This is a genomic window from Rheinheimera muenzenbergensis (genome assembly GCF_036984005.1).
Lineage (GTDB): Bacteria > Pseudomonadota > Gammaproteobacteria > Enterobacterales > Alteromonadaceae > Alishewanella > Alishewanella muenzenbergensis.
Genome location: NZ_JALAAR010000010.1, coordinates 100,028 through 116,297 on the forward strand (window position 1 = coordinate 100,028; position 16,270 = coordinate 116,297).

The 16,270-nt window shown below is 48.9% G+C and carries 14 protein-coding genes and 1 tRNA gene; 8 read left to right on the top strand and 7 right to left on the bottom strand.

The features are described from left to right. Window positions 1-82 precede the first annotated feature (82 nt). A complete protein-coding gene (rnt, locus tag MN202_RS12730) occupies window positions 83-760 on the bottom strand; it encodes a ribonuclease T (RefSeq protein ID WP_335736508.1) in 678 nt (225 codons plus the stop codon). A gap of 150 nt (window positions 761-910) precedes the next feature. On the opposite strand from rnt, the gene MN202_RS12735 reads away from it, so the two are divergent. Continuing rightward, window positions 911-1,780, top strand: a complete 870-nt coding sequence (locus MN202_RS12735) for a flagellar protein MotY (RefSeq protein ID WP_335736509.1) — start codon at window positions 911-913, stop codon at window positions 1,778-1,780. Between the two features lie 12 nt (window positions 1,781-1,792). Here MN202_RS12735 and MN202_RS12740 read toward each other — a convergent pair whose 3' ends face one another. Next, window positions 1,793-2,125 (bottom strand): hypothetical protein, encoded by a 333-nt coding sequence (locus tag MN202_RS12740; RefSeq protein ID WP_335736510.1) that lies wholly within the window; start codon window positions 2,123-2,125, stop codon window positions 1,793-1,795. A 62-nt stretch (window positions 2,126-2,187) separates the two neighbouring features. Next, window positions 2,188-4,179 (bottom strand): bifunctional tRNA (5-methylaminomethyl-2-thiouridine)(34)-methyltransferase MnmC2/FAD-dependent 5-carboxymethylaminomethyl-2-thiouridine(34) oxidoreductase MnmC1, encoded by a 1,992-nt coding sequence (mnmC, locus tag MN202_RS12745; RefSeq protein WP_335736511.1) that lies wholly within the window; start codon window positions 4,177-4,179, stop codon window positions 2,188-2,190. Between the two features lie 72 nt (window positions 4,180-4,251). Here mnmC and fabB point away from each other — a divergent pair, with 72 nt between their 5' ends. Continuing rightward, a complete protein-coding gene (fabB, locus tag MN202_RS12750) occupies window positions 4,252-5,466 on the top strand; it encodes a beta-ketoacyl-ACP synthase I (RefSeq protein WP_335736512.1) in 1,215 nt (404 codons plus the stop codon). Window positions 5,467-5,561: 95 nt separating this feature from the next. On the opposite strand, the gene MN202_RS12755 is transcribed toward fabB, so the two are convergent. Together MN202_RS12755 and MN202_RS12760 are read right to left on the bottom strand one after the other, a co-directional pair. Continuing rightward, complete coding sequence (locus tag MN202_RS12755; RefSeq protein WP_335736513.1) at window positions 5,562-5,756, bottom strand: PA3496 family putative envelope integrity protein; 195 nt, start codon at window positions 5,754-5,756, stop codon at window positions 5,562-5,564. A gap of 87 nt (window positions 5,757-5,843) precedes the next feature. Further along, window positions 5,844-6,884 carry a glutathione synthetase gene (locus MN202_RS12760; protein WP_335736514.1) on the bottom strand — a complete coding sequence of 347 codons (1,041 nt, stop codon included), beginning with the start codon at window positions 6,882-6,884 and terminating at the stop codon, window positions 5,844-5,846. A gap of 195 nt (window positions 6,885-7,079) precedes the next feature. On the opposite strand from MN202_RS12760, the gene MN202_RS12765 reads away from it, so the two are divergent. Next, entirely contained in the window at window positions 7,080-7,664 is a 585-nt protein-coding gene (locus MN202_RS12765) for a glutathione peroxidase (RefSeq protein ID WP_335736515.1), read from the top strand. Between the two features lie 161 nt (window positions 7,665-7,825). On the opposite strand, the gene rnhA is transcribed toward MN202_RS12765, so the two are convergent. After that, on the bottom strand, window positions 7,826-8,302 hold the full coding sequence (rnhA, locus tag MN202_RS12770; RefSeq protein ID WP_335736516.1) for a ribonuclease HI: 477 nt from the start codon (window positions 8,300-8,302) through the stop codon (window positions 7,826-7,828). A gap of 65 nt (window positions 8,303-8,367) precedes the next feature. On the opposite strand from rnhA, the gene dnaQ reads away from it, so the two are divergent. The 4 genes from dnaQ to MN202_RS12790 all read left to right on the top strand — a co-directional run bounded on the left by dnaQ (window position 8,368) and on the right by MN202_RS12790 (window position 13,396). Continuing rightward, window positions 8,368-9,069, top strand: coding sequence for a DNA polymerase III subunit epsilon (gene dnaQ / locus MN202_RS12775; RefSeq protein WP_335736517.1), 702 nt, complete (start codon window positions 8,368-8,370; stop codon window positions 9,067-9,069). Further along, a complete protein-coding gene (locus MN202_RS12780) occupies window positions 9,057-10,496 on the top strand; it encodes a TIGR03503 family protein (RefSeq protein WP_335736518.1) in 1,440 nt (479 codons plus the stop codon). The genes dnaQ and MN202_RS12780 overlap by 13 nt, the downstream gene beginning before the upstream one ends. A 108-nt stretch (window positions 10,497-10,604) precedes the next feature. Further along, a tRNA-Asp gene (locus MN202_RS12785) sits at window positions 10,605-10,681 on the top strand. Window positions 10,682-10,960: 279 nt separating this feature from the next. Continuing rightward, a complete protein-coding gene (locus MN202_RS12790; protein WP_335736519.1) occupies window positions 10,961-13,396 on the top strand; it encodes a sensor domain-containing protein in 2,436 nt (811 codons plus the stop codon). Here MN202_RS12790 and MN202_RS12795 read toward each other — a convergent pair. Then, window positions 13,386-14,078 (bottom strand): substrate-binding periplasmic protein, encoded by a 693-nt coding sequence (locus MN202_RS12795; RefSeq protein ID WP_335736520.1) that lies wholly within the window; start codon window positions 14,076-14,078, stop codon window positions 13,386-13,388. The two genes, MN202_RS12790 and MN202_RS12795, sit on opposite strands and share 11 nt — an antisense overlap. 297 nt (window positions 14,079-14,375) lie before the next feature. Between MN202_RS12795 and MN202_RS12800 the strand changes: the two genes are divergently transcribed. Next, the gene (locus MN202_RS12800) at window positions 14,376-16,268 is read left to right on the top strand and encodes an LTA synthase family protein (RefSeq protein ID WP_335736521.1); all 1,893 of its coding nucleotides are present in this window, start codon (window positions 14,376-14,378) and stop codon (window positions 16,266-16,268) included. The last annotated feature ends 2 nt before the right edge of the window (window positions 16,269-16,270 follow it).

The window sequence follows — 16,270 nt, forward strand, 5'->3', positions numbered from 1 at the left end:
GAGTAATAATCTGACGCTACATAAGCAATAAGGCCGCTGCTGCGGCCTTATTGCTTTTTGTCTGGCGCGGTTTGTTGTAGTGTCAGGCCAGCAGAGCGTTATCTTCCTGCTGATCCTGCTCATCATCAAATGCCTGAGCCAGTGGCCAGCCTCCCAGCTGTTTCCAGCTGTTGACGATATAACAGAATAATTCCGCAGTACGTTCAGTATCGTACAGGGCGCTGTGCGCTTCTTTATTATCAAACTCAATACCGGCAGCCTGGCAGGCTTTAGCCAATACGGTTTGCCCCACCGCCAGTGCGGCCAGCGTAGTTGTATCAAAAGACACAAACGCATGAAAGGGGGAGCGTTTGAAGTTTAGCCGCTCTACCGCTGCATTAAAAAAGCCCTGATCAAAGGCGGCATTGTGCGCCACTATCACACTGCGCTGACAACCGGCATCTTTTTGTGCCTTACGCACCGCCTTGCAAATTTCGGTAATTGCTTCACGTTCGGCTACGGCACCGCGCAACGGGTTAAAGGGGTCAATACCGTTAAACGCCAGAGAGCTGGCATCGAGATTGGCGCCCTCGAAAGGCTCAACATGAAAATGCAGCGTTTTTAGCGGCACTAAATTGCCGTCATCATCCATATCCAGCAAGGTGGCGGCAATTTCGAGTAACGCGTCGGTTTTAGCATTAAAGCCTGCTGTTTCCACGTCGATAACTACCGGGTAGTAACCTCGAAAACGTTGGGCTAGCAGGGATTTTGGTTGTGTCATAACATCGCCATCTAAAAAATCAGCCGCTATTATGCCAAAGAAATCGGCTAACGTCTTGTGGCTAACTTAACCACTGCGGCACGATGTTTGCTACAGTTACTTTATTAAGCGCTGTTTAAGCGGATACCAAACTGCGTGGGAAACGAAAAAATGCGAGTCTGTACAGTATTGTTAAGCCTGCTGGGGTGTTGCGGTGTGCTGGCACAGCCGCAGCTGCGTCAATATTCTGCCACTATCGAGCAATCTGCCTGGCAGTTGTCGGTGGCGTCGCCGTTGCTATGCTCGTTAGAGCATCAGATCCCACATTTTGGCCGGGCTATTTTTCGCAGTGTTGCCAGTAAAGCACTGAATATGGATTTTGAATTAAAAATGCAGCGCCTGCCAGATCAGTATGCACTGGCTGAGGTGCTGTCAATGCCACCCGCCTGGCGTGCCGGGGTACCGGCAAAAACTGTGGCAACCATGCAATTGCTGAAGCAGTTTAACGGAGAACTACCGAAAAAAGCTGCCTGGACCTTATTAACTGAACTGGAACACGGTTTTAGCCCGGCGTTTTACTTTAGTGATTGGTATAGCCCGTACGATAAGGTGGTAGCTCAGCTCAATCCGGTGCAGTTTGTGCCCAGCTACAATCAGTTTAATCAATGTATTGCTGGCTTATTGCCATACAGTTTTGACGACATCGCTTTTACGGTTTTAAGTTACGAAAGCGGTGGTGATAAGCTAAGTCGCGAATCCGAGCGGCGGCTGGCGCAGATAGCAGAATACCTCAGGCATGATCAGGATATTGATTATGTTGAGATCCAGGGGTATACCGACAGTTATGGCGGACGTTGGATGAATGAGCAGTTGTCGGTAAAGCGGGCAGAAAAAGTGAAACAGTTTTTTGTTGCCGCCGGCTTAGCCGCAGATAGGGTTCAGGTTGAAGGTTTTGGTGAGCGGCGTCATGTTGCACCTAATGACACCGCGCTGGAGCGGCGGAAAAACCGCCGCGTAGTATTACAGATGGCTAAACCCTGATAACAGTGCCGCTTAGTTTTGCAGCATGATATCGACCTGACGCCAGTCATCGCGGCTGGATAACAATATCCGCACCTGTCGGCCGTTAACCTGAAAATACAAATTCTGACGGCCATACTGACTTTGTTCACTTGTTGGCTCGCCTAAACGCTGGATATAAAAATCGCGCAGTTCCTGTTCGGTTTGCTGGCTAAAATAGCTAAGCACTGCCGGCATTTTGCTGTCCAGTCGGGCAAATTCGCGCGCGTCAGCAGCCAGAGGAATTTGAAAAAAATCATTGGCCACACTGCTAAAACTAATGCTGCTGATGCCAAGTGCCAGGCCAAGTACACACCTTAACCGCATGTTGTTTCCTTACTGAGTTAATTTACCGATTAACCTTACCAAATTTTTTCTGCCTGTGCTTACTATTCTGTTACTGCGCGCTCTGTTGTTAACAGTGGCTGAAACCGCAGGCCACTCACCCGGCTAAGCAAGGTGCGGCTCAGTGGCAGAGGTTCTGCTCTCAGTGTTGCCACCAGCACCTCACTTAGCAAGGGCGCCAGGGTAATACCGCGCGCGCCCATGGCCCCTAACACAAAAAGCCCCGGTGATATTTCGCCAACAACGGGCAAATGATCCGGCACCGTAGCACGAAAAGCCGCCGCAGCGCTTAGTGTGCTGGCGCCGGTAAACCAGGCCGGTGTATCAAGCTGCTGATTAACCAGTGCCAGATTTTCCGCGTCATCTGCCGCACTGAGGTGAGCCGAGGCGGCAGTGCGGTCAAAGGTGGCGCCAACACAATGCAGGCCCTGCCACTGCGGGGTAATGTAACCTTTATGACATAACACGGTTTTTAACGCTGTCATGCCATCGCTTTGGACATGGCTGACCTGGCCGCGAATTTTATTTAATGGCAAAAAGCCACTAGGGGCAAAGCTTGCTAAAGCACTGCCGCAGGCCAATACCAGCTGCGTAGCCTGCTGCACACCTTGGGTTGTCTGTAGCTGCCAGCCGGTGTTATTGGGCTGGATGGCGCTAACATGGCAATTGAGTTTTAATTCAAAGCCGGCATGTTGTTGCAGATAATGCCGGGCCTGCCGGCAAAACTGCTGTGGGCTTAACCAACCGGCAAGCGGGAAGTAGATCCCACTGTGTTGCAGCTCCACGCCGGCAAGCGCCGATGCCGTGTTAGCATCGGCTGCGCAGACTAATTGTTCCGGCCACAGTGCCCGCTGGATTAGCTTTTGCTGGCGCTCAGACAGTTGTGCTGTGGTGGCCAGGTGCAACATGCCGCACCAGTCCATGGCAAAGTCTAATCCTTGTTGTTGCCAGTATTGATAGAATTGCCGGGCATACAAAAAAGCCTGCACCTGCAGTTGGCTATCGGCAGTAAGGGTGGCGTGTAAATTGGGGTATACCGCCCCCTGACGGTTTTGCGATGCCTGGGCTGCGATATCGTTGTCCTCACACAGCAGGCTGACTTTTATGCCTCGTTGCAGCAGCAAAAGCGCTGTACAGATAGAAGCTATACCACCGCCTACCAGAGTAACGTGTTGAGTTTTTATAGCCGCAGAATTAGCGGCAGAAACTGGCACTGCGTTAAAACGGGCGGTCAGCATTTCGCGTTTACGGCCATAGCCTTTAACTTTGGTAACGCTAAAGCCGGCATCGTGCAAACCGCGTTTAACTATGCCGGCAGAGGTAAAGGTGGCGACTGTTGTGGCGTTATGGCTCAGCTTCGCCAGCCCGGCGAATAAGCTGTCCTGCCACATCTGCGGATTTTTACCCGGTGCAAAGCCATCCAGGTACACCGCATCTATGCTACTGCTAAGCTCAGGTAGCAGGCTATTTACATCACCTAGCCATAAGTCCAGTATCACAGTGCCATCGTCAAAACTTAAGCGATGACAGCCGGCAATCCGCAGCGGGTACGCCGCTAACAGCTGCTGGCAAAGCGGCTGCAGCTCAGTGTGCACAGCCAGTGCCCGGCTTAAATCGGCCAGCGTGAGCGGAAACTTTTCCACGCTGCTGAAGTACAGGCGCTGACAGGTTGACTCAGGATAGTGTTGACGAAACTGGCGAAAACGTTGCCAGCTTAATAAAAAGTTTGCGCCGGTGCCAAAACCGGTTTCAAAAATATGAAATGCTGGCCGCTCATGCGTTTGCCAACGTTGTGGTAAACCATTGTGCTGCAGAAATACGTACTCTGTCTCGGCCAGACCGCCGTCGTTAGAAAAGTACACATCATCAAAATCTGCTGCGACAGGCGTACCCTGATCATTAAAATGTATTTTTGCATGGCTAAGCTGTGACATAAACGGCGGGCCTACTTCAATATTCGGCTTGTAGTTTACCCTAAGCTGCAGCAGAATTAAAAACAGAGTACAGGTGTGCGCTGAAAGCTGACCACTTTTCAATACAAAGTCCGTACAATAGCGCGCATTATTAGGTAAACCTTGCCGGCAATGAACCGGTGTTTTGGAGCAAGCATGAAAAGAGCGGTAATCACAGGTATTGGTATTGTATCCAGTATTGGTAATAACAAAACAGAAGTACTGGCATCATTACAATCTGGCCGTTCCGGTATTACCCGGTCTGAAGAGTTTGCTGAACTTGGCCTGCGTTCGCAGGTTTGGGGCAACATTAAATTAAACCCGTCTGAGCTTATTGACCGTAAAGCAATGCGTTTTATGGCTGATGCTGCAGCTTATGCCTATCTGGCGATGCAGGAAGCGATGCAAGACGCCGGCTTTACTGAAGAGCAAATTTCCAGCCCGCGTATAGGCTTGGTATCCGGCTCTGGCGGTGCGTCGTCAAAAGTACAGGTAGAAGCTGCTGATACGTTGCGTGAAAAAGGTGTAAAACGGGTTGGCCCTTATGCCGTGCCAAAAACTATGTCCAGCACCTGTTCCGCCTGTCTGGCAACGCCCTTTAAAATTAAAGGTGTGAATTATTCTATCAGTTCAGCCTGTGCCACCAGTGCGCATTGTATTGGCCATGCGGTAGAGCTTATTCAGCTGGGTAAACAGGATGTGGTGTTTGCCGGTGGTGGCGAGGAAGTACATTGGACGCTGGCGATGGAGTTTGACGCCATGGGCGCACTGTCAACTAAATACAATGACACACCAGAACTGGCATCACGTACTTATGATGCGAACCGGGATGGTTTTGTTATTAGTGGCGGCGGCGGTATGGTGGTGGTTGAAGAGCTGGAGCATGCACTGGCCCGTGGCGCGACTATTTATGCCGAAGTTGTCGGTTATGGTGCGACTTCTGACGGTTTTGATATGGTGGCACCAAGTGGTGAAGGCGCAGTGCGCTGCATGCAGATGGCAATGCAAAACGTGACAGCAAAAGTAGACTACGTGAATACGCATGGTACCAGCACGCCGGTAGGCGATGTGAAAGAACTCGGTGCCATTCAGCAAGTGTTTGCCGGCCAGTCGCCGGCGATCAGTGCCACTAAAGCCATGACCGGCCACGCCCTGGGTGCAGCAGGTGTACACGAAGCCATATATTCATTGTTGATGATGCAGCATAACTTTATTGCGCCTTCAATTAATATCGGCGAGTTAGACGAGGCGGCGCAAGGGCTTAACATCGTTACCAAAGCAACACCGGCTGAGCTTAATACTGTGATGTCAAACAGCTTCGGCTTTGGCGGCACTAATGCCACTTTGGTAATGCAAAAATACCGCGCTTAATAGCTGATGTGCATTGAGCTAATTGCTCAGTTACATAAAAAACGGGCACTTAAAGTGCCCGTTTTTGTATCTGCTAAATCGCTGTACCAGGCGGGTTAAGCCTCTGTATCGTCCAGATCCCAGTCATCCAGTAACTGGCGCAGACGCTTCTGCTCCAGCAAGTCATCAATACGACGACGGGCTTCCAGTTTTTGTTTTGCTTTGCTGTCTTTTGGCGACAGCGCCTTTACTAACTCGCTATCGTCGGTTAGTTCTTCCAGCTCAAACTCATTGCTTTCTACCTGTGACATCAGCGCACCTCAGTGTTTTTTCTGCCTGTTTACCGAGATTCAGTCTCTAACAACAGCGAATTATTTTTTGTTTGACGATAAAAAAATTTAACCGGTCATTTCAGCAGCAAGCAGCAGGTTACGAAACTCGGTTTTTCGTGCCGATGAATGCTGCTTGCTTTCAATGACATTTTCAATAAAATCAATAACCTTAGCTTGTAGTCTGACGTTGTTTAGCCGATTTATCCGCGCTATGCCACCAGGGCTCATAACATTTACTTCTATCAGTTTGCCGTTAATGACATCAATGCCGGCAAAGTACAGACCATCGCGCACCAGTTTCGGGCCTATATGGGCGCACAGGCGTTTTTCCTGTTCGGTAAGCTGGTGTTTGACCACTGTGCCACCGGCATGCACATTAGAGCGCATATCATCGGCGGGCGGGATCCGGCGCATAGCACCGATGGCTTTGCCGTTTAGCATCAGTATGCGGATATCGCCGAACTCTGCACCTGCTACATATTCCTGCAAAATGACGTAATTACCACGCTCGCTATCACCAATGTAAAAATCCAGCAGGGAGCGGGCGCTTTGCGCGGCCGATTTCTCCAATAAAATAACGCCTTTGCCGCCATATCCATTTAGCGGTTTTAAAATCATCTTGTCATTCGCAGATTCCGCCAGAACCCGTGCCAGATAATCTTTATTTTTTGAGACATGGGTGATCGGAATAAATTCGTTGTCCGGATCATGCAAAGACGCGGTGTACATCTTATTGTTGGCAATACGCACCCCGTCTAAATCATTCATGATAAAGGTGTCTTCGCGTACCGAATCAAGAAAGTTTAATGCTATTGGATCCAGCGGCGGGTTTAGCCGGATAAAAATGGCATCGAAGGCCGCCAATGGCAGTTTTTGCTGGTTAAATTGGGCATTACGGTAAAAGTTGGCGATATTGCTGGAGATTTTCTGACCTTTTACAAACACCTTGCAAAACGCCTGGGCAATGCTGTCGCGCATGGTTAAGTTATTGGCATGGGTAATGGCCACGCTGTGGCCGCGACTAACGGCTTCGTGGATCATACGGATAGTGCTGTCGCCATCAGGCTGCACTTTTTCCCACGGGTACATTAAAAAACAAATGCGCATAAGCTTCTCTGGTTTACTGATAACGTTTACCACTTTGCGCTAAGCATACGAGAGCCGCGGCAAAAAGGAAGCGGATGATAGCGGATAGCTAAAAAAACACACGTGAATTTTTATCGTAGTACACAAACAGATCGGCTTTGCGTTATGCTGCGTAACTGATGTCAGCCTTAAGCTCAGACTTTACAGGAGATACAGATGAAAACATGGTTAAGTGCCGCTGCTATTGCCGCCACTATGCTGGCGATGCCGGTTCTGGCGGGCCAGTGTGGTGACATTCTTGGGCACTCTATGCAACAGTTAAATAGCCGCGAAAGCGTGGATTTGTGCGACAGTTACAAGGGCAAAACCATTCTGGTGGTAAACACGGCCAGCAAATGTGGTTTTACCAAGCAGTTTGAAGGCTTAGAAGCGCTGTATCAGCAGTATCAGGAAAAAGGTTTGGTGATCCTGGGTTTCCCGTCAGACAGCTTTAAACAGGAATATGACGATGCGGAGAAAACGGCAGAAGTCTGTTACCTGACTTATGGCGTTAAATTTCCGATGTTTGCCAGCTCTAAAGTCAAAGGCGACGAGGCTAATCCGGTATTTAAGGCGTTAATTGCCAAAACCGGTGAGGAACCAAGCTGGAATTTTAACAAGTATCTGGTAAGCGCCGATGAGCAAACGGTAAAGCATTTTGGCAGCCGCACCGCACCGGATGATAAAGCCTTTATCGCTGAACTGGAAAAAATGCTGGCAGCAAATGCTGCTGCAGATCCAAAAGCAAAATCCGGCGAGTAATTACTGCGCTGAACTAGTCAACTGCGGCTGGAACCTCGATTTGGTCATCACAGAGTGTCTGAGCGAACGCGCAAGCGGTAGCGAGTTGCTGTGATGAGCCAAAGCGAGTGTTGCAGCGGAAGCAGTTGACGGGATACGTGCAACTGTATTAGAACCTATTTTTACACCTTTTGACTCTGTTCAAATGCCGTGTCCACGGTAGTGGGTTTCGCTTCAGCAGCGCTGCGTGCTAAAACATCGCAGCGCTCGTTCTCCGGGTGGCCGGCATGGCCTTTTACCCAGTGCCATTTGACGTTGTGCGCTGATGCAGCCGTGTCCAACCGTTGCCACAAATCCTGATTCTTTACCGGCTGTTTCTGGCTGGTTTTCCAGTTATTACGTTTCCAACCTGCCAGCCACTGGGTAATACCTAAACGCACATATTGGCTGTCGGTGGTTAAATCTACGTCACAACTGTCTTTTAAGCTTTCCAGCGCCATAATAGCGGCCAGCAGTTCCATGCGGTTATTGGTAGTAAGCTTGTAGCCACCGCTAAGCTCTTTGCGATGCTGTTTATAGATCAGCACAGCGCCATAGCCGCCGGGTCCGGGGTTACCCAGGCAGGAGCCGTCGGTATAGATCGCAACTGTTTTGCGCATAAAGCCTTTCCTCAAACCAAAACGGCGTATAATCTAACTCAAATGCTGTAAAAAACGAAACTGCCATGGCCAAAAGACAAATTATTCTCGACACCGAAACCACAGGTATTAACCCCAGAGACGGTCACCGTATTATTGAAATAGGCTGTGTGGAGCTGATAAACCGGCGTTTTACCGGTAATAATTTTCATGTTTACATTAATCCTGAACGTATTATCGACGCCGAAGCAGTGGCGGTACACGGTATTACCAACGAGCGCTTAAAGCATGAACCCAAATTCCGTGACATAGCCCACAGCTTTTATGAGTATATTCAGGGTGCAGAACTGGTTATTCACAATGCTGCGTTCGACGTAGGTTTTATTGATCACGAGTTTTCGCTGTTGCGACCCGCGTTACCGCCGGTGCAGCAATACTGTGCAATACTCGACACCCTAATGCTGGCGCGTGAGCTGCATCCGGGGCAAAAAAATAACCTCGATGCGTTATGCCGCCGTTATGACATCAACAATAGCCACCGTACCTTACACGGCGCTTTGCTGGATGCGGAAATTCTGGCTGATGTCTATCTGTTAATGACGGGCGGGCAGGTCAGCTTAAATCTGGCTAACGAACAGGAAGGCGAAGCGGGCAGTACTGGCCCTGTTGCCTTACAACGTAGTGGTAAGTTAAAAGTATTACGTGCCAGCCCGGCAGAGCTTGCTGCTCATGAAGAACGGCTGGATCTGGTGCAAAAAAAGGGGGGCAGTTGCCTGTGGCGAAACTGATATGGTTGTTGGTGTTAAGCCTGAGTTTGCCGTTAGTGGCGCAGCAAACTGACACAGCATCAGACGATCCGAACCATGCCGTGGACGCTGAACTGCATGACGGTTTTGAGTTATTGCAGGACTTACCGACAAAAAATCAGATCCCGTTGTTTGAAAACCGCTTTCGAATTGACGACAACGTTGCCGAAATTACCTTGCTGATGTTCCGCCGGCGTGGCTCTGCCTCTGTGGTGCTGGTGCGCCCGGATGGCAGCAAGTTACATTTTAATACCGCTGAGCAACATGGCATTCGCTGGCATGATGCCAGCAGTTATGATCTGATCCAGATAAAAGATCCTATGCCAGGCCCCTGGCAGGCGGTAGGTAAGCTGCTACCGAAAAGCAGAATTATGGTGCTGACCGACATTAAACTGCATGTCGACCCCTTGCCATCAGACATGATGGTGGGAGAGACGGTGAAAATTACCGCCCGGCTAACTAACGGTAACGAACCGATCAATGCCCGGGATTTTCGCGAAGTGCTGGCGCTGGAGGTGATTTTTGTCAGCACCAATAATGCCGACTATGACAATTTTGGCCGTGGTGTGGTGCAGGTAGCAACGTTTCGGGACGATGGCAAAGGTTATGATGAGCGGGCCCGGGACGGTGTCTTTACCGGCGAGTTTCAGCTGCGTTTTGTTGCCGGCGAATGGACACCCAAATATATAGTGCGCACGCCGCTGTATACCCGCGAAGTCGAACAAGCCCCGGTGGTGCTGCTTGCGGCACCTATAGTGGCGGACATTACCCCGTCGCCAGTGTACGAGCCAAAAACGCCGGAAGAGCAGGTTGAGCTGCAACCGCATCATGTCTTGTTCAGGGTGACAGATAAAAAAGTTAATGCCGCTTCTGTTTTATTACAGGGCCGGGTGCGCTATCCAAATGGCGATGTCGGCGAGTTTGCCCTGAACGAGCCGGGGTTAACGCCACGGCAACTAGAGTTACACAACCGCGGGCATGGCAGCTACATTCTGGAAGTGCAGGCATTTGGCCAGATGCAGGATGGCCGTGAATTTATATTAAATCTGCCCGAAATCAGTTTTGTGGTAAACCGCCAGGTGTTTGAAGCACCGGTTTTAGACGAGTTACCACAGCACATTAAAGATGAAATTGCGGCAGAAAACGCGCCGCCGGAGCCTGAGTTTCCGCTGTTGCTGGTGATCCTGGCGAATGTCGTTATTCTTGGTGGCGGTGGTTTTGCTATTTGGTTTGTTATTAATGATAAAAAGCTGGCTGATCTGATGTTTTGGCGTAAAAAGCAGCCAGAGCCAAAATCTGCAGCTGCTGAAGCAGGGGCAAAAGCGGCAACGTCAGAAAAATCGCCGGCTAATGCGCAAAAAAACAACGATATGGATGACATTCTCGATCTGACCTTACCGGATGATTAAGGATTAGCCAAAAGCGGCAAAAAAGGTGTTGACGGCCTATCGGCTAATCCGTATCATTCCCGCCGCACTGCAGGATACCCAAACGAAATCTTGCAGCGCAATTGGTGCGGAGCGGTAGTTCAGTCGGTTAGAATACCGGCCTGTCACGCCGGGGGTCGCGGGTTCGAGTCCCGTCCGCTCCGCCACTTTAAACCAGCATAATGCTGGTTTTTTGCTTTTTGCAGCTTAGTGATTGCCGGTAGTTCAGTCGGTTGCTCTCTGTTACGAGCTTAGCCGGCCTGTCACATCATCCCATCATTTTAAATTAACAAAAGTTTCTGATATAGCTAAATATTTCTGTCGCATTTGCGAGGAACTGTCTGGAAAAAAGGAAACATTGCTTCTAATGTTGTAGCAATTGTCAAAAAAATACGGCTTAAATTAGTGAGTTATTATATAAGCTGATAAAAAAGGTGTAGCCAGGTATGGATACTTTCCAGCTCAGTCAGTTGCAGGATGCCATAGTGCACTGTGCGGTAGACGCCATTATTGTGATTGATCAGCAGGGCTTAATTTGCTTTTTTTCACCTTCAGCAGAAAGGCTGTTTGGTTATGCAGCGGCTGAGTGTCTGGGCCAAAATGTCCGCATGCTAATGCCCGAGCCGTTTCATAGCGAGCATGACAGCTATCTGGCTAATTATGTTAAACATGGCAGAGCGGCAAAAATCATTGGTTTGGGACGCGATGTTAAGGGTAAACGCAAAGATAGCAGTGTTTTTCCGATGCATTTGTCGGTGGGCGAAGCTAAAGCCGGCAAAAAGCGTTATTTTGTCGGTATTTGTCATGACTTAACGGCTTATCAGGCCAGCGTTGCGGCACATTCCAATTTACTGTCAATGCAGAATGCGCTGCTCGAAGCGGCGGTAGATGGCATTATTTCAATTGACGAATGGGGCATAGTACAAAGTTTTAACCGCGGCGCAGAATTGTTGTTTGGTTATAATAAACAAGAGGTTATTGGTAATAACGTTAACATGCTGATGACAGCGGCGCATGCCGGGCAGCATGACAGTTACCTGCAAAATTATAAAAAGGGTGCTAAGGCAAAAATTATCGGCATTGGCCGTGACGTACAAGCGCGGCGCAAAGACGGTTCGGTGTTTCCGATGCATTTATCGGTGGGGGAGTCGCATACAGCACAAGGCCGGTTGTTTGTCGGTGTTTGCCATGATTTATCTGAGTTTAAAGCGGTATTGCAACGGTTAATATCAGCAGAGCAGCGCTATCGCGATATCGTACAAAATCAGAAAGAGTTTATTTGCCGCTTAAGTAAAAACTCCAGACTGACCTTTGTAAACAATGCATTTTGCCGCCAGTTAAACCAGCAGTTATTCCAGATGCTGGGTATTTCAATTCTTGAATTTATCCACGCTGATGAGCGCCAAAGCGTCGAGACTTTGTTGGCACAGCTGCGCCAGGCCGGTGAGGGCCATACTATTTCGTTGTCGGTGCGTATGCTGGGAACCAACAATGCTGTGCACTGGGTCGACTGGACTTTCAGTAGTCTGGCCGGTTCGGCTGAGTCGGCGGATGAACTGCAGGGAGTAGGCATTGATATTACCGAGCAGGTTAAAGCGAAAAACCATGCGAAATTTCTGACCAATTTTGACGCTTTGACCGGTTTGTTGAATAAAGAGGGCTTGCTGGAGCACTTTAGCCGGCGGGCAGATAAAGGCCAGACGCTGGCTGTGTTGTTTATCGATTGTCACCGCTTTCGGCTTATTAACGAAAAATACGGCTATGAATTTGGTGACCTAATGCTGATAGAAGCGGCGCACCGGTTGCAAAGTTTATTACCGCAAGAAGCGCTGGCATGCCGGCCCGGCGCGGATGATTTTATTGTGTTATTGCCACTGCCAAACCGGAATGATTTGCTGCCTTTTGTGTATAAACTTATTGAAAACTGCACTGAACCTTATTGGTTAGCACAGGAGAAGATTTCACCGTCGATCTGTGTTGGTACGAGTGTATATCCGGATGATTCGGCTGATTTAGCCGTATTGATCCAGCAAGCCGAGTCGGCAATGTTTGATGCTAAGCAGCAAGGTTTGCCGTTACGCTTGTATCATGCTGATATTCATAATGATCTTACCAGGCGGTTAGAGATAGAGCAGGGGCTGCGTCGGGCATTGGATCAGGACTTGTTAACTGTAGTGTTGCAGCCTAAATATCAGTTAGGTAGCCAACAGCTTAGTGGTTATGAAGCCCTGGTACGCTGGCACGATGCTCAGCTTGGTACTGTGGCACCGGATGTATTTGTTGCTATTGCAGAAGCGGTGAATCTGGGCAAAAAGCTTGATTGTTGGGTGTTAAAAACTGTACTGCGACAAGTTAAAGTCTGGCGTGATGCCGGCTTGCAGCCAAAACCTGTGGCGGTAAATATTACGGCTAAGCATTTTTCAGATCCTGCGCTTTATGAATTTATTCAGCACAAATTAAATTTACTGGCATTACCGGCGGATTGTCTGCAGTTAGAAATAACCGAAGGCGTGGCAATGGACAACTCTCCTACAATTTTGGACAACCTCACTGCCTGTCGTCATGCCGGTATCAAAATTGCCATTGATGATTTTGGCACCGGCTATTCGTCGTTATCTTATCTGACGTCTTTACCGATAGATTATATAAAAATAGACAAAACCTTTGTGCAGCAACTGGATAAAGGCCACAACCTGAGTTTAGTGAAAGCGATGCTGGCGATGGCACAGGCAATAGAAGTGGGTGTTATTGCGGAAGGTATCGAAACCGCAGAGCAACAAATGCTGCTAACCGAGTTGGGCTGTGAATTTGGTCAGGGCTATTTTTATGCTAAACCGACCAGCTTTAGTGATATCGAGCAGCAATTAACCGTTACTGAGTAAAGTAACTGAGTTGTGCCTTGCGGGCATATTGGCTAAGTTTATCGCTGATATAGCTTTTAGCGGCCGATTGCTCAGACATGACATAAAACGCATCCAGCTGTTCCAGCAGCTGACACTGATAGTTTCTGGCAAAAGGCAACTGATGCTGCTTCAGGTAATAGTCAAACGGTGCATCATAAGTGAGCAGGGCACTACTGCGGCCTTTAATAAACATTTCTACCGCGCTGATACTGTCTGGTAAGTCAATAAAGGTATAACCCTTTTCGGTTAATATCTGCCGTTGGCCATGGTAATCAAAACCGCGAATTGCTGCTATGGTCGGCTGCTTTTCACGTGCGACTGCCGCACCATGCGTTAGCAGAACCAGCGACAACTGAACAAAAGGCGGGGCGATAAAGCTGACATTATCCGGCAGGGCTTTGGTATGTTTGATATTAATGGTCAGGTCAACGTCACCGCTTTGCAGTAACTTATACAACCTGGCTGGCGTGGCACAAACAGCTGTTACTTTAATATTATCTGTTTGCAATAATTTACGGGTTAGCTCTACCGCTTCGCCACCACAGTTATTGCTATCTTGCATAACAAAGTACGGCGGGAAGTTATGCACGCCCAGCCTAATTTCTGCTGCTTGCACTACAGCGTGACTTAACAACAGAATTGTAAAGGCTAAAACGCGCATAACCCGCCCGGCAAACTAATTAGTGTATATAGTATCGCAAAGCGCCTTGTAAACAAAAGCTAGCAAAAAATAACTAACTGGTCAGAGGTTTCTCACCTAAAGCCAGGTGTTTAATCTGGTTTGACCAAAAAAGTAATCAAGTGCCTACCCAACCTAACCGGCTTAGCTTAAGAGTTTCTTAAGGTTTCTTAATTAGTATGCCTGACATTACAATTTGATAAGTCAGGTATAGCTGTGCAGAAGTTGGCGATAAAGTATTCAGGCCCGTATTTTCAGTACCTCGTAATGGTGCTGTTGATGTTACTGCTGTTATCGCTAAGTCGGGGGGCACTGTTTAGTTGGCAATTTGAGCGGGTCAGTGCTGCAGGTGATGTCAGTACGATGTTGCTGCAAGGGATCAGAGCTGATCTTATCTTTATCGGCTTGTGGTTAGTTATCCCACTGCTGTTGGCGCCTTTGCTGGCTTATGGCCGTGGCTTTGCGCTATGGCGCCGTTTCAGCCATGTATGGGTGCTGCTGGGGCTGTGTCTGGTGATTTTTGTCGAAGTGTCGACTCCGCAGTTTATTATGCAATACGACATCCGGCCCAACCGCTTATATGTCGAATATCTGAAGTATCCGAAGGAGGTATTCAGTACCCTGTGGCAGGGTTATCGCGCTATGTTACTCGGTGGTATTGCGCTAACGTTGATATTGTTATGGGGCTTGCACCGGTTGTTTCTGCGGGTAACGGCTGCAACACAGCCTTTTACGGCCAAAACCTTGTGGTTAAGTTGGCCGCTGGTGGTACTGCTGGTATTTGCAGCTGTACGCTCAACCACAGAGCATCGGCCGGCCAACCCAGCGCTATTTGCGATTACCAGTGATGCGCTGGTCAACTCGTTAATTATCAACTCGCCCTACTCAGTGTTTTATGCGCTGTACAGTATGCGCCACGAGGCGCGTTCCAGTGAGATTTACGGCCGGCTGCCTGAGAATGAAATGTTTAAACTGGCTCTGGATTGGCCCTGGCTGCAACAAGCCGTGTTTAATGATGCAACTATTCCTACTCTGCATCAGCAGCAGGCTAGTGTAACCAGAACAAAACCGCTTAATCTGGTGATTATTTTGCAGGAAAGTCTGGGCGCTACTTTTGTCGAGTCACTCGGCGGTTTAGCGGTTACCCCTGAGCTGGAAAAACTAAAACACGACGGCTGGTGGTTTGAGCAAATGTATGCCACTGGTACCCGCTCGGTACGCGGTATTGAAGCTGTGGTCTCAGGTTTTATGCCGACGCCGGCACAAAGTGTCGTTAAGCTGTCGTTAGCTCAGCAGAATTTTTATACTCTGGGCAGTACGTTGAGCCGGTTGGGCTATAACACGAGTTTTATTTACGGTGGAGAAGCGCATTTTGACAATATGCGTAGCTTTTTTACCGGCAACGACATTGATCAGGTTATAGATTTGGCGCAAATACCAAATCCGGTATTCGTTGGCAGCTGGGGGGCAAGTGATGAAGATTTATTTACCACCACAGCGACTCACCTGGCGGACTTGCACCAACAACAAAAGCCGTTTTTTAGTTTGGTATTTACGTCCTCTAATCACACACCATTTGAGTTTCCCGATGGCCGTATCGGTTTGTATGAAGAGCCGAAGGCTACAATGAATAATGCAGTAAAATATGCCGATTTTGCACTGGGAAAGTTTATTGAGCAGGCTAAAAAACAACCTTACTGGCAAGACACGCTGTTTTTGGTTGTTGCCGATCATGATAATCGTGTTTATGGGAACAATCTGGTGCCGGTCGAAAAATTTCATATTCCGGCACTGATTTTAGGGGCAGACTTAACCGCAAAACGCATTACACCCGTCGCTAGCCAGATTGATTTGGCGCCAACGCTGTTGTCCTTGATGGGCATCAGTACCAGCACCCCGTTAGTTGGCCGTGACTTTAGTACCGACGACAGCAGCCCCGGGCGGGCATTAATGCAGTTTGATCAATATTTTGCGTTGATGCAGGAGCAGCAGGTTACCATTTTGCGGCCCGGGCAATTACCGGTTAGTGCACGCTATAACCCACAGTTAAAACAGCTGCAGTTGTCCGCGCAAGCACCTTCAACCGAGCAGGTTAAACGCGCGCTGGCGCAGGTGTTACTGCCATCCTATTTATATCGTCAGCAACAATATCATTTGCCTGGGGCACTTTAGCA

What these genes read in the sequence shown, in the direction of transcription:
- rnt (WP_335736508.1), bottom strand. Translation starts at nt 760, where the DNA reads ATGACACAACCAAAATCCCTGCTAGCCCAACGTTTTCGAGGTTACTAC.
- MN202_RS12735 (WP_335736509.1), top strand. Translation starts at nt 911, where the DNA reads ATGCGAGTCTGTACAGTATTGTTAAGCCTGCTGGGGTGTTGCGGTGTG.
- MN202_RS12740 (WP_335736510.1), bottom strand. Translation starts at nt 2,125, where the DNA reads ATGCGGTTAAGGTGTGTACTTGGCCTGGCACTTGGCATCAGCAGCATT.
- fabB (WP_335736512.1), top strand. Translation starts at nt 4,252, where the DNA reads ATGAAAAGAGCGGTAATCACAGGTATTGGTATTGTATCCAGTATTGGT.
- MN202_RS12755 (WP_335736513.1), bottom strand. Translation starts at nt 5,756, where the DNA reads ATGTCACAGGTAGAAAGCAATGAGTTTGAGCTGGAAGAACTAACCGAC.
- MN202_RS12760 (WP_335736514.1), bottom strand. Translation starts at nt 6,884, where the DNA reads ATGCGCATTTGTTTTTTAATGTACCCGTGGGAAAAAGTGCAGCCTGAT.
- MN202_RS12765 (WP_335736515.1), top strand. Translation starts at nt 7,080, where the DNA reads ATGAAAACATGGTTAAGTGCCGCTGCTATTGCCGCCACTATGCTGGCG.
- rnhA (WP_335736516.1), bottom strand. Translation starts at nt 8,302, where the DNA reads ATGCGCAAAACAGTTGCGATCTATACCGACGGCTCCTGCCTGGGTAAC.
- dnaQ (WP_335736517.1), top strand. Translation starts at nt 8,368, where the DNA reads ATGGCCAAAAGACAAATTATTCTCGACACCGAAACCACAGGTATTAAC.
- MN202_RS12790 (WP_335736519.1), top strand. Translation starts at nt 10,961, where the DNA reads ATGGATACTTTCCAGCTCAGTCAGTTGCAGGATGCCATAGTGCACTGT.
- MN202_RS12795 (WP_335736520.1), bottom strand. Translation starts at nt 14,078, where the DNA reads ATGCGCGTTTTAGCCTTTACAATTCTGTTGTTAAGTCACGCTGTAGTG.
- MN202_RS12800 (WP_335736521.1), top strand. Translation starts at nt 14,376, where the DNA reads ATGTTACTGCTGTTATCGCTAAGTCGGGGGGCACTGTTTAGTTGGCAA.